The organism is Gilliamella bombi (genome assembly GCF_900103255.1).
Lineage (GTDB): Bacteria > Pseudomonadota > Gammaproteobacteria > Enterobacterales > Orbaceae > Gilliamella > Gilliamella bombi.
This window is the reverse complement of sequence record NZ_FMWS01000032.1, coordinates 18959-31839: the sequence shown is the minus strand read 5'-3', so window position 1 is coordinate 31839 and position 12881 is coordinate 18959. Positions and strand designations below refer to the sequence as shown.

Genomic DNA, 12881 nt, shown 5'->3' with positions numbered 1-12881 from the left:
AATGCAAAAGCCGCTAAAATCACAACTCAAACAACACCACAGTCAACTATAACCGTTTGATTTGATTGGAAACAAAACTTCAATAAAATCAATAGTCTACCTGAACGATTTTAAAGTAAAAAACACACTTATAGCACCACAATATTAATATGCTTGCTTTATCACAGCATCAAAATATGCCGATAACGAAGTAAAGTTAGTACGCCAAACTGGGCTGTTGGGTGTGTTTGTGTTTTAGGTGTTATTAGCAATATTAATTATTCAACCAAAGGTCAAAATGTTTGAAATCTGACATCATAATTTAGTTAAAAAATTCACCTATTTTTATAACTGAATCATTTCTATCTTTATGTTTCTTTAAATTTATTTACATTTCTTTACAAAAAAGTCCGCCAAAAAACTAGCCAACTATTTTTTTTACGGCTATACTTTCACAGCTTTAGAAAAATAAGTGAATAATTATAAAAAATTGAAATAAAACAAAATATTACTTGACAGGTGAAACAAAATGCAGTACCCTTTTAGACACAGGCAAACCTATGTCTTAAATTTATCAAATAATCCTATTCGACAAGTTTTTACTCGAAACTCATTTATATCATCGAAATTATCTCTCGAATTATTATCGAAATTATCCACAAAACTATTTTCAAAAATTCCATTGGCATTAGCGCCGTTGTTGTTATTGCCGTACTCTTTAGAATCGCAGGCATTATCGGCCACGACTTCTGAGCGCATTCACGGTACTGCGCCTTATTTAACCTTTGATGGCGGTACTACCAAATTGACTACCACAGATGACTTATTAAGTATTAAGTTATCGGATGGTCGAACATTTACATTGCAAAATAATTCTTCATCACCGACAGCGCCAATCAAGTTACCGAATGTAGAGGATACTTTTGCTGATATTGAAATGATAGTCCCGTCATCAAGCAACTCAATAAATATAAATGACTTAGTGGCACAAGGTAAATGGGGCGATGATGATGGGGATGGACAGGGAGCAGGTGAAGTTACTGCATCAGGAAGTATATCGTTAGTAATAAAAGATAAAGATGGCAATACCGTTAATCGTAGTGATACATTAAGTCTATGTAATGCACCTTATAAGGTAACCTTAGATAGTTCAGGGGGAACTTTAACTACGCAGTATGGCATGCCGAATAGTAGTACTTTTAGTGGAGGAACAGCGGAGTATTATATCACTTTACCGTCACAGCCCGTTATTTGTGCGGTCAGGCCAAATCTAAATTATGGCACAGGCAAGTATGCAGGTCCACCTAGTATGTGGAACCCAGCAAAGGGTTTTTTAATTCAGTCCACTAATCCATCATCTTACGGTTTAAATTTTCCAACAACAGGTGCAGATGGATTGTATTTTGATTTGGATATAGTTGGGGTAGATGCAAGTCAGTTGAGTTGGTCTGTTACCACATATGGTGGTAGTGGTGATATAACGGCAACGGTGAGTTGGACAAGGCCACTTTCAGGGACATTCACGGACCCAAAAGGGTATACTATACCAGCTGATGAGTGGATTACTGATAAATCCAAGAACGTAACGAGGGTAACGTTGAATGGTCCTAAAGCTGATAGTACTCAGATAAATTCAGATAATCCAAGTTCACTAACACGTCCATCTTTACCGCAAACCTTTGAGTTAGTCGGAAGGGATAGAAGTGGTAATGAGGTTCGGTATGGATTTGAATTAAGGCAGTGGTTCGTTAATCGAGGAGGTCAAAGAACTAGCTATTCTAATCAAACTACATGGTGTAATAGTTTGGGTTATCGTCCTCCGCAGGTAAGGAATTTAACCAATTCAAACTATAATAATTTAGGCGCAGCACCTAGTTCATCAGATAATCATTACCAGCGTAACATAGGCGCTGGCTTTTTCACGGAGTGGGGCAGTATGCAATACTATGCTGATGTGGGATTCGTAAACGACGCTTACTTTTCAAGTGAATTAAAAGATGGTAAACGTTCGAACGTTGTTTCCGCGAATTTCGGCGCCACCGGTACTTTCGATCCTGTTTACGATGGTGGCTATACTATTTGTACTGCACCTTAATTTTTAGCGTTTATTTCTTAATCCTTTAGGTGCGGAAGGTGATTATGGTGCCTGAGAGGAAAATATAAAAAATAATAAAGCTCCAACGCAAGTTGGGGCGCTGAGTTTAATGACTAAAAGCCAAAACAACGCCTGACCGAAACAATTTTAAAGTTTGCGCTTTTGTTATTAACTAGCTGTTATTAACAAGTTGCCAATAATAGCTATTATCAAATAACAAAAGCGCTTTTATTAAAAAGTCAAATTCAATGTAATAAATAACTAGCCTATAAGTGTTTGATTTTATTTAGAAACGCAAATAAAAGTTCAATAAAATCAATAGCCTACCTGAACAATTTTAGAGCAAAAACACGCCTATAGCATCACAATATTAATATGCTTGCCTTATCAGAGCGCCAAAATATACCGATAACTAAGTAAAGCTAGCACGCCAAACTTGGCTGTTGGGTGTGTTTGTGTTTTAGATGTTATCAGCAATATTAATCATTCCGCAAAAGCCAAAATGTCCTAAAGCTAACACCATATTTTTTATGAAAATAAATGATTATTTATCTTCTTTCTGATTAAATGAATTAAGCACCTCTAGCGTGTTGATATTGCTAAAACAAACTGCTTTATCGCTAAAATCAACCGATTTAGCACTGATTTGTTCTAAAAACAGCATCAGCTTGCGTTCGCCTTGCTCTAAATAGATTTTTAGTTGTTGAGTAACTGTTTTATGAATAAGTAGAATGGTTGGATGGTAGTATTGTCCATCATGTGGATAAATAGCGCTGTTATTTGCAGTATAAACAGCTAAACGGTCAATTAAATCAGCTGGCAAAAAAGGCGTGTCACAACTGACAAATAAGTTCCAATCGGTTTTGCTGCGTAATAAACCGCTGTAAATCCCCGATAATGGTCCACAAAATCCTGCTAGGTCATCACTAAATATAGGATAACCTGCTTTTTGGTATTGTTCTGTGTGACGATTGCAATTAATCATGATTGCATCAACGTGAGGTTTGATGCAATCAATGACATGTTGATAAAGTGGTTTTTGATGTAATAATAATAGTCCTTTGTCGTTGCCATTCATACGGGTACTTTTACCTCCAGCTAGAATGATTGCAGTAATAGAGGGTTTTTTCATAAATTATTTCTCTTTTACGTTGCGAAAAAACAAAATAACATTACTATATAGTAATGTTATTGCAAGTCGTAGCGTATCATTTTTAATGATTGCTTAATTATCATTATCTTCGAAAGGTTTGAAGATTTACTAAAGGTAACAATTATGAAATGTCATCGTATTGATGAAGTAATGGAATTATTGCAACCCGCATGGGAAGGGGATTCTGATCTTAATTTATTACAATTTTTAGCTAAATTAGGTCAAGAGGCTGGTTTTGAAGGTGAATTAAAAGATTTGAGTGATGAAGTTTTAATTTATCATTTAAAAATGCGAGGTTCGGATAAGAATGATGTTATTCCGGGTCTAAAAAAAGATTATGAAGAAGATTTTAAAACCGCATTGTTAAAAGCTCGTGGGATTATAAAAGAATAAGGAGAATCATTAAAATGAAAAAAACACTTATCGCAATTAGTATTTTGCTTTTTTCTGTAAACTGTTTTGCAAATGAAAGCCCAACTATTACTAAAGCCGACACGTCAGCGAATGCATTTGAGCCGATTGAATTAGGTAAACAATATGCTGCGCTACCAACTAATCCATCGCCAGATAAAGAAGTTATTGAGTTCTTTTCGTTTAATTGCCCAAGCTGTTTTAGATTTGAAATTCAAAATCAAGGTCCTCAAACTATTAGCAAGGCTTTACCAGAAGGTGTTAAATTCAAACGCTACCATTTAGAAGATTTTGGACCATTAGCTAAAGATCTTGCGCAAGCATGGGCTGTGGCTAATGTACTAGGTATAGAAGATAAAGCTTCAGATGCACTTTATAATGCGGTTCAAAAAGATAAAACGATAAAAACAGCAGATGACATTAAAGCTGTTTTTGAAAAATTAGGTGTTAGTAATGAAGTGTATGATAAAACAAAAGATAGCTTTTTGGTTAAATCATTTATGGTACAACAAGCAGATGCGATTAAAGAGATGAAACCAGATTCAATCCCTACGGTTATTGTTAATCGTAAGTTTTTTATCATAGCAAATCAACTTAATGTAACTAGTGATGATGCATTTATTAATGATTATGCAAGAGTTACTGCATTTGTAGCAGGATTAGATCCTAATGCAAAAATAGAAGAAAAAGCGCATTCTGATAAAAAATAAATGGTTAACAAGTTTAGAAACAACATAAGTTAATCCCTTATTTTTGACGTTTTAAATCCCATTGTATCATTTTGTGCAATGGGATTTTTTATTATATCAATTGTTACTCTCGCTCTAAAGCATAAATTGGATCGAGTTTAGCAGCCCGTCTAGCAGGGAAATAACCAAAAATAATACCAATTATACTTGAGAAACTAAATGCTGCTATAATAGCTATTGCCGAGAAATTCATTGCAAATGATGTAACAACAGAATTAAAAATAAAGCCAATGGCAAACGAGAGTACAATACCTATTGTTCCGCCAATTAAACATACTAATACAGCTTCAATTAAAAATTGCTGTAATATGTCGCTTGATCGAGCACCAACGGCCATGCGTACGCCAATTTCTCGAGTTCTTTCTGTGACTGATACTAACATGATATTCATCACACCAATACCGCCAACAACGAGTGAAATCAGCGCAATAGCCGAAACCAATAACGTCATTACCCAAGCGGATGAGTTGATTGTTTCTCGTATATTATCGGAATTAAAGATGAAAAAATCTTTTGTACCATGCCGTTGTAACATAATTCGATTAATAGCTTGTTCAGCAACAGATAAATTAACATTATCTTTAACACGTACTGTAATGCTTTTTAACGAAGTTTGACCTACCATGCGGTTAATCACGGTAGTATAAGGTAACCAAACATTCAGGCTTTCATTGCTACCAAATCCTTGCTGTTGTTTAGTTGCAACACCTATTATTCTTACTGGTAACTGTCCAACCATTAAAATTTTTCCAATTGGGTTTTGATTTGCAAATAACCGTTTAACAGTATTGTCATCAATCACTGCATCTTGTGCTGAGGCAATAATACTTGCTTCATCAAAAGATTTTCCTTGAGAAATAGTGTAACCACGAACCGCAAAAAATTGCTCCCCTACACCATTTACTGTTCCAGTTACTGCTAAATTATTAATTCGGAAATAAACACTGGTTGCAAGGTTAGGAGTCGTACTGTGGACAAAGTTTTGTTGCGCCAAAAAATCTGCGTCTGATGAGCGTAATGTAGTAATTTTATCCGCATTACGATCACCAAAGCCCGATCCTGCATAGATTTCTAACGTGCTAGTTCCTAATGAGTTAATGTTAGATAAAATTTTCTGCTTTGTGCCTTGTCCTAATGCAACAACAGAGACTACCGAGGCAATGCCAATAATTATGCCTAACATGGTTAAAAATGTCCGTAATCGCTGCGAAAGCATTGATAGCATGGCCATTTTAAAAGCATCTCGAAAACGGTAATATTTTGCTAGTAGATTATCTTGGGTTCTGGTTGCTTCGATTTGCTTAACTTGCCGATTATCATTTTGTTTAGATTGATAATTAGGGTTAATAGAATCAGAAATAATATTACCGTCACTAATTTCAACAATCCTTTGGGCACTTTGGGCAATATTTGAATCGTGGGTAACAATAATAACAGTGTGACCTTGTTGATGTAACTCTTGTAAGATAGCCATCACTTCTAAACCACTTTTACGGTCAAGTGCTCCCGTTGGTTCATCAGCTAAAATGATTTGTCCACCGTTAATTAAGGCTCTGGCAATACTGACCCGCTGTTGTTGCCCTCCAGATAACTGGTTAGGTTTATTGTGGATTTTTTCGGCAAGCCCTAAACGTGTTAAAATTTCGTTCGCTCTTTTTTGACGTTGTTCATTGGTAACACCAGCATAAATAGCAGGGATTTCTACATTGCCTTGTGCGGTTAGTGCATTTAATAAATGGTAACGTTGAAAGATAAAACCAAAATGCTCACGGCGTAATTGAGCTAACTCATCAGGTGACAATTCACTTGTTGTGCGTCCTCCAATAGAATAAGTGCCTGAGGTCGGTTTATCTAAACAGCCTAAAATATTCATCAAAGTGGATTTACCCGATCCTGATGCGCCAATTATCGCCACCATTTCACCAGCATTAATTGTTAGATTTATGCTTTTAAGAACCTGTATGGTTGAATCGCCTGCTGGAAATTCACGAACAATATTCTCAAGCTTAATAAGAGGTATATTATTGACCATATTAGAATCGAATCCTTGGGGCTCTTGCATTATTACCACCTAGTGAAGCGCCATTAGTGCCACTGACCACAACCATATCACCCTCTTTAATCCCCGATTTTATCTCAACATTGACATTATTATCGATACCCAAAGTAACTTCATGTTCTTCGATCTCATTATGTTTATCTAACAGGTAAATAATGGCTTTATTATTGCCCAATTTTTTTTGAATTGCTTGAGATGGAATGGTTAGTACATCTTTTGCCTCAGACAAGACAATATAAACTTGCGCTGTCATTGAAATTCTTAACACATGGTCGGGATTATCTACATCAAATAATCCATTATAATAAATTGCGCTTTTTGTTGTTGATGATGAGCTTGACGAGGTTGTTTCAGTATTAATTGAGTCTGGTGCAGGCTCTATAGCTCGTAATGTTAAACCATCAAAGCGTCTATTAGGTTGACCTAAAATAGTAAAATAAACAGGCATTCCTTTTTTTACATTGATCACATCGGCTTCAGAAATTTGCGCTTCAATGGTCATTTTATCAAGTTGTGCGACTTTAACAATGGTTGGTGCACTTTGAACAGAGTTAACAGTTTGTCCTTCATTGACTGGAATTGCAACAATCACTCCATCGATAGGGGAGCGAATTTTAGTATATCCCAAATTAACTTTGGCGGTATCGACTGCAATTTGTGCTTTAACGATATCAGCATCAAGTGCTGTAATATCGGCTTTGATTGCATCGAGTTCGGCTTTTGCCGCATCTAAATCCGATTGAATGCCAACGCCTTTATGAACAAGTTTGTACTGGCGATCATAGGTTAATTGATTGTTAACTAATCTCGCTTTTTTTGCCTCACGTTGTGCCTCTAAACTATTAAGTGACGCTTCAGATTGTTTTAAATCATTGCTTTGTTTAAGATCGTCAATCTCAGCAATCATATCGCCTTGTTTAACTTCATCACCCAGCTCAACATAGAGTTTTTTAATTTGTCCAGAAACCTGCGCACCAACACTAACTTGTTTAAAAGCACTAATTGTTCCATCGGCTAGTACGGTTTTTTCAATATTACCTTTGGTAACTGGTGAGGTAATATAATTAGCTGTAGGCTCTGAATGAGATATGAATAAACATACAATATAAATAATTGTAAAGAAGATGGTAGCTATAACTAAATATTTAATTTTCATTAATTTTAACAATGTTTTTCACCCTTTATTTTCTTATTATAATTTTAACATTTTACCGTAATAACAAAAATGATATTGATAATTATTATTAATAAATTGTAATAATTATGAAATTTTAAATTTTAAACTAATTTATAGAAATTATTCGTGTTGTTTATAGTAATTTGAGGAACTATTGTAATAAACATGAATAAAAAAAGTAAAATTGATCAAACCTACCTATCCACAAATAAGTGGAAAAGTAAAAAGAGTGATACGTACTCAAATGAAGATGTGGTATTGTCAATAAACATTTAGCAACTCAAAAATAAAAAACAAATTTTTAAGTGATTTATTAACTATTATAATATGGCTAAACTGCATAAAATGATTGCGAGGAAAATAATTTATGAGTTTTTATAGGATTATTTTAACTTGAAGTGTAAACAACCTAGTGTTTTTCTACATTTTGTAATTAGAAAAAAATCTGACAAAAGAACAAGAATGGTCTCTTTTATTGAATACATTGGGCTTTATTCTAAAATAAGATAAAATGATCTTAGAAAATGTTATGGGATAATTATTTATGGTTGAACAAAAAAAAGAAGGGTTTTTCTCTCGTTTAAAAAAAGGTCTTTTTAAGACTAAACAAAATATTGGTTCAGGTTTTCTTAGTTTATTTAAAGGGAAAAGGATCGATGATGCTTTATTTGAAGAATTAGAAGAGCAGTTACTTATTGCTGATGTAGGTTTTGACACAACCCAAAAAATTATTGATTCCTTAACTAAACAAGCATCGAGAAAAGAGCTAAAAGATGCTGATGCATTACATGATCTTTTAAAACAGGAAATGAAATCTATTTTAGATGGAGTAGATAAGCCCCTAGATATAGAAAGCCATAAACCATTTGTAATATTGATGGTTGGTGTTAATGGTGTTGGAAAAACAACAACAATTGGCAAATTGGCTCGTCAATTTCAACAACAAGGCAAATCGGTTATGCTTGCGGCGGGTGATACCTTTCGGGCAGCGGCTGTTGAGCAATTACAAGTTTGGGGAGAACGGAATAATATCCCTGTTATTGCTCAGCATACTAATGCAGATTCCGCTTCTGTCATTTATGATGCAATACAAGCAGCAAAAGCAAAAAAAATAGATATATTAATAGCCGATACTGCAGGGCGCTTACAAAATAAATCTCATTTAATGGATGAGTTAAAAAAAATAGTACGCGTAATTAAGAAACACGATGAAACAGCACCCCATGAAATTATGTTGACTATTGATGCTGGTACTGGTCAAAATGCGGTTAGCCAAACCAAACTATTTAATGAGGCTGTTGGTGTCACTGGGATGACATTAACTAAATTAGATGGTACTGCAAAAGGGGGAATTATCTTTAGTATTGCCGATCAGTTTAATATTCCTATTCGTTATATTGGTGTCGGGGAGAAAATTGAAGATTTAAGGCCTTTTGTTGCTGATGATTTTATCAATGCTTTGTTTGATGAAACAGATGGTTAGAGAGTGTCATGATTCAATTTCAGCGCGTAAGTAAAGTGTATTCTGGCGGTAAACCAGCACTACAAAATATTAGCTTCACTTTATTACCTGGTGAAATGGCTTTTTTAACTGGACACTCAGGGGCTGGTAAAAGTACGTTAATGCGATTAATTTGTGGGTTAGAAAGAGCGAATGATGGCAAAGTGTTGTTAAATGGCGTTGATGTTTCAAGTTTAAGACGCCAAGAGATGCCATTTCTACGTCGCACAATTGGTATGATTTTTCAAGATCACCAATTACTGATGGATCACACTGTTTATGATAATGTAGCTATTCCATTAATTATTTTAGGTAAACCAGCTGAAGAAATTAAAAGAAGAGTTTCCGCTTCACTGGATAAAGTTGGATTACTTAATAAGATGGAATTTTATCCAATACAGTTATCTGGTGGTGAACAGCAGCGAGTAGGTATCGCTCGCGCTATTGTTAATCGTCCTAGTGTTTTGCTTGCTGATGAACCCACAGGTAATTTAGATGATAAACTATCAAAAGATATCTTAAAGCTTTTTGAAGAATTTAATCAAGCTGGTGTAACGATTTTGATGGCAACGCATAATATGGGACTGATACGACGCAAGCACCATCGAATATTGCATTTAAATCAGGGACGTTTAGAGATTAAAAATTAATGAGCTTAACTAATATCAAACCTAGTAAATCGAAGAAGAATGAAAATAGCTTTTTCTCTCGCTGGATAAGACAAATCGGTTATGCTTGGCGTAACACGTTTAATGACTTTTCTCAGCATATTATTGCTTCATTACTGACCATTTTTGTTATTGCTATTTCAATTACTTTACCAACTATCAGCTATTTACTTTGGAAAAACGCTAGTCAAACTGCACAGCAATGGAATCCAACTCCCAGTTTGACAGTTTATATCAATAAAGAATTAACATCAGAACAAACAACAGAATTGATTGCTAAAATTAAATCTTATTATGAAGTTGATCAGGTTGAATATCTTTCCAAAGATGAAACAAAAGAAGAATTCGAAACGTGGTCTGGGTTTAGTGATGCACTCGATTTGCTAGATGAAAATCCATTACCTGCAGTAGCAATTGTTATTCCTAAAGATGAGTCAAAAAAGACAGCTGTATTACATCGATTACAAAAAGAATTGCTTACCATTGATGGTATTGATGATATAAAATTAGATGATAGCTGGTTTACTCGTTTAACAGCACTAACTGATATGGTTAAATCTATCGTATGGATTATTTCTATATTTATGATTATAGCTGTATCCCTTGTGATTGGTAATAGCATCCGTTTAAATATATTCTCTAGAAAACAGACGATTATGGTTATGCAATTAATTGGGGCAACAGAAGGATTTATTTTGCGTCCTTTTCTTTATAGTGGAATGTTTATTAGTTTTATTAGCGCTATTATAGCGTTAGTGTTATCGGAAATATTTATTTATCAAATAGAGTTAATTATGTTGAATGTTTCTGATACATTTGGAACAATAATCCATATTGAAGGGCTATTATGGGATGAGAGTTTATTGATTGTCCTTATAACAGCTAGTATTGGGTGGCTTTCATCGTTGATTGCGACTAAGAAATACTTAAAAATAGCACAAATTGTCTAGTTATTTTGCTATAAATTGCCAAGATATATATCAATTTAATAAAAGGCTAATATTAAGTAAAACATTTTAAGTATTTTAGCTAAAATAGTGAACTAATTTATAATTCATTGGTCTAATATTGTAATAAACGCTAGTTTAACGTTTTTATTGTTACATATTTAATGTAACGAAATTTATTATTTAAGGGGGAATTAAATGAGTACTGATTTAAAAATGCAAGTAGGTGCTTTAATCCCACAAGGAAATATAGAATCATACCTTCGCATGATTAACACCTATCCAATGTTAACTGCAGAAGAAGAAAAATCATTAGGTGAAAAACTCTATTATCACGATGATGTAGATGCTGCTCGCCAGTTAATTTTATCTCATTTACGATTTGTAGCGCATATTGCCCGTGGTTATTCGGGTTATGGTTTACCACAAGCTGACTTAATTCAAGAAGGTAATATTGGCTTGATGAAAGCAGTACGTCGATTCAATCCTGAAATGGGTGTTCGTTTGGTCTCATTTGCTGTGCATTGGATAAAAGCTGAAATCCATGAATATGTATTAAAAAATTGGCGTATTGTTAAAGTTGCAACAACGAAGGCACAAAGAAAGCTATTCTTTAATCTAAGAAAGACTAAACAACGTTTAGGTTGGTTCAGTAATGCAGAAGTGGATATGGTAGCAGATGAATTAGGTGTAAGTCGTAAAGATGTACTTGAAATGGAATCACGTATGTCGGCACAAGATATGTCATTTGATATAGATAATGATGACGATGATAATTCAATTATTGCACCGGCACTTTACTTAGAAGATAGCAATTCTGATTTCTCAAAATCAATTGAAAATGATAATTGGGAAAATGATGCGACAGATAGGCTACATGATGCATTATTAAAATTAGATGAACGTAGCCAAGATATTATTAAAGCACGTTGGTTAGATTCTGATGAAAGCAAATCAACTTTACAGGTCTTAGCCGATAAATATAGTGTTTCAGCAGAGCGTATCCGCCAGCTTGAAAAAAATGCAATGAAAAAGTTAAGAGTTGCTATTGAAGCATAATTTTTTCATTTATAATTTTTTAATTAGTGTTAACTTCCTAAATCTTACTTTAAAAAAAGTAAGGTTTTTTTTATAACTTAAACTTATGAAATAAAAGGATATAAAATAAACACAGATATGATTAAGTTATATTTTCGATTGAATCAATCTGTAAATATAGTAGTGATTTAATTTTTAAACAGAAAAGAGACCTAAAAAAACAATCAAACCAACATAATTATTATTCATAAATGCGCTAAAACATTTGTTTCTTTCTCGATCTTTTATCAACCATTGTTGGTAAATAAATAATGCTGTAACTAGTAATAAAGCAATATAAACTATCAACGATAGTTGGTTGATTAAACTAATCAATAATAAACCAATAATAGAAGCTATCTGTAATAATCCAATGATTAATTTATCATAACGTCCAAATAAGATGGCAGTGGATTTTATACCTATTTTTACATCATCGTTGCGATCAACCATCGCATATTCGGTGTCATAGGAAATTGTCCAACAAATATTAACAAAGAAAAGCAACCAACAGGTTAATGGGAACTGCTCAATAGTTGCTGCATATACCATCGGAATGCTCCAACTAAATGCGATACCTAAGATGATCTGAGGTAAATGGGTATAACGCTTCATAAAAGGATAAATCAGCGCAGTTAATAACGCAAAACAACCTATCAACCATGATAGTTTATTCAAAGTTAGCAATAAGCAAAGAGCAATAAATAATAATACAAATAACGTCCATAATGCGTTCTTTTCTGTCAATGCTCCACGAGCCAGTGGGCGATTTTTAGTCCGTTCAACATGTGCATCAAAATGACGATCAGCATAATCATTCACTACGCAACCTGCCGAGCGCATTACAAATACGCCAAGTATAAAAATAATTGTTATGTAAATAGAGGGGTGTCCCGTAAGCCAAATTGCCCAAAGGGTAGGCCAGAGTAAAAGCAATGAGCCAATAGGTCTATCTAATCGCATTAGTTGTAAATAGGCTAGCATTAATTATTTACCTTGAAAAAAGCATAGCATGGATTATACCGATTAAGATAAAAGCTGCAATGTTACAGTATGACAAGTTAC

General features: G+C 34.1%; 10 protein-coding genes and 1 pseudogene. 7 read left to right on the top strand and 4 right to left on the bottom strand.

Going from position 1 to position 12881, the window contains the following annotated elements; genetic code table 11:
• Window positions 1-508: 508 nt before the first annotated feature.
• Window positions 509-2074 carry a hypothetical protein gene (locus B9N71_RS06740; protein ID WP_085164976.1) on the top strand — a complete coding sequence of 522 codons (1566 nt, stop codon included), beginning with the start codon at window positions 509-511 and terminating at the stop codon, window positions 2072-2074.
• Between the two features lie 544 nt (window positions 2075-2618).
• Here the strand turns inward: B9N71_RS06740 and mobA are convergent.
• The gene (mobA, locus tag B9N71_RS06735; protein ID WP_085164974.1) at window positions 2619-3206 is read right to left on the bottom strand and encodes a molybdenum cofactor guanylyltransferase MobA; all 588 of its coding nucleotides are present in this window, start codon (window positions 3204-3206) and stop codon (window positions 2619-2621) included.
• Between the two features lie 144 nt (window positions 3207-3350).
• Here mobA and B9N71_RS06730 point away from each other — a divergent pair, with 144 nt between their 5' ends.
• Window positions 3351-3620 (top strand): YihD family protein, encoded by a 270-nt coding sequence (locus B9N71_RS06730; protein ID WP_034911797.1) that lies wholly within the window; start codon window positions 3351-3353, stop codon window positions 3618-3620.
• Window positions 3621-3634: 14 nt separating this feature from the next.
• The gene (locus B9N71_RS06725) at window positions 3635-4348 is read left to right on the top strand and encodes a DsbA family protein (protein ID WP_051634209.1); all 714 of its coding nucleotides are present in this window, start codon (window positions 3635-3637) and stop codon (window positions 4346-4348) included.
• 103 nt (window positions 4349-4451) lie between these two features.
• On the opposite strand, the gene B9N71_RS06720 is transcribed toward B9N71_RS06725, so the two are convergent.
• Entirely contained in the window at window positions 4452-6449 is a 1998-nt protein-coding gene (locus B9N71_RS06720; protein WP_244178533.1) for a MacB family efflux pump subunit, read from the bottom strand.
• Complete coding sequence (locus B9N71_RS06715; RefSeq protein ID WP_085164972.1) at window positions 6421-7602, bottom strand: efflux RND transporter periplasmic adaptor subunit; 1182 nt, start codon at window positions 7600-7602, stop codon at window positions 6421-6423. The genes B9N71_RS06720 and B9N71_RS06715 overlap by 29 nt, the downstream gene beginning before the upstream one ends.
• Window positions 7603-8182: 580 nt before the next feature.
• Here B9N71_RS06715 and ftsY point away from each other — a divergent pair.
• The 4 genes and pseudogenes from ftsY to rpoH all read left to right on the top strand — a co-directional run.
• A pseudogene (gene ftsY, locus B9N71_RS06710) lies at window positions 8183-9106 on the top strand (signal recognition particle-docking protein FtsY); the annotation flags it as partial.
• Window positions 9107-9114: 8 nt separating this feature from the next.
• On the top strand, window positions 9115-9774 hold the full coding sequence (gene ftsE, locus B9N71_RS06705) for a cell division ATP-binding protein FtsE (protein ID WP_034911799.1): 660 nt from the start codon (window positions 9115-9117) through the stop codon (window positions 9772-9774).
• Entirely contained in the window at window positions 9774-10742 is a 969-nt protein-coding gene (ftsX, locus tag B9N71_RS06700) for a permease-like cell division protein FtsX (protein WP_065590255.1), read from the top strand. The genes ftsE and ftsX overlap by 1 nt, the downstream gene beginning before the upstream one ends.
• Before the next feature lie 195 nt (window positions 10743-10937).
• Complete coding sequence (rpoH, locus tag B9N71_RS06695) at window positions 10938-11798, top strand: RNA polymerase sigma factor RpoH (RefSeq protein ID WP_065590254.1); 861 nt, start codon at window positions 10938-10940, stop codon at window positions 11796-11798.
• 174 nt (window positions 11799-11972) lie between these two features.
• Here rpoH and ubiA read toward each other — a convergent pair whose 3' ends face one another.
• Window positions 11973-12800 carry a 4-hydroxybenzoate octaprenyltransferase gene (gene ubiA, locus B9N71_RS06690; RefSeq protein WP_085164970.1) on the bottom strand — a complete coding sequence of 276 codons (828 nt, stop codon included), beginning with the start codon at window positions 12798-12800 and terminating at the stop codon, window positions 11973-11975.
• Between the last annotated feature and the right edge of the window lie 81 nt (window positions 12801-12881).

What these genes read in the sequence shown, in the direction of transcription:
- B9N71_RS06740 (WP_085164976.1), top strand. Translation starts at nt 509, where the DNA reads ATGCAGTACCCTTTTAGACACAGGCAAACCTATGTCTTAAATTTATCA.
- mobA (WP_085164974.1), bottom strand. Translation starts at nt 3,206, where the DNA reads ATGAAAAAACCCTCTATTACTGCAATCATTCTAGCTGGAGGTAAAAGT.
- B9N71_RS06730 (WP_034911797.1), top strand. Translation starts at nt 3,351, where the DNA reads ATGAAATGTCATCGTATTGATGAAGTAATGGAATTATTGCAACCCGCA.
- B9N71_RS06725 (WP_051634209.1), top strand. Translation starts at nt 3,635, where the DNA reads ATGAAAAAAACACTTATCGCAATTAGTATTTTGCTTTTTTCTGTAAAC.
- B9N71_RS06720 (WP_244178533.1), bottom strand. Translation starts at nt 6,449, where the DNA reads ATGCAAGAGCCCCAAGGATTCGATTCTAATATGGTCAATAATATACCT.
- B9N71_RS06715 (WP_085164972.1), bottom strand. Translation starts at nt 7,602, where the DNA reads ATGAAAATTAAATATTTAGTTATAGCTACCATCTTCTTTACAATTATT.
- ftsE (WP_034911799.1), top strand. Translation starts at nt 9,115, where the DNA reads ATGATTCAATTTCAGCGCGTAAGTAAAGTGTATTCTGGCGGTAAACCA.
- ftsX (WP_065590255.1), top strand. Translation starts at nt 9,774, where the DNA reads ATGAGCTTAACTAATATCAAACCTAGTAAATCGAAGAAGAATGAAAAT.
- rpoH (WP_065590254.1), top strand. Translation starts at nt 10,938, where the DNA reads ATGAGTACTGATTTAAAAATGCAAGTAGGTGCTTTAATCCCACAAGGA.
- ubiA (WP_085164970.1), bottom strand. Translation starts at nt 12,800, where the DNA reads ATGCTAGCCTATTTACAACTAATGCGATTAGATAGACCTATTGGCTCA.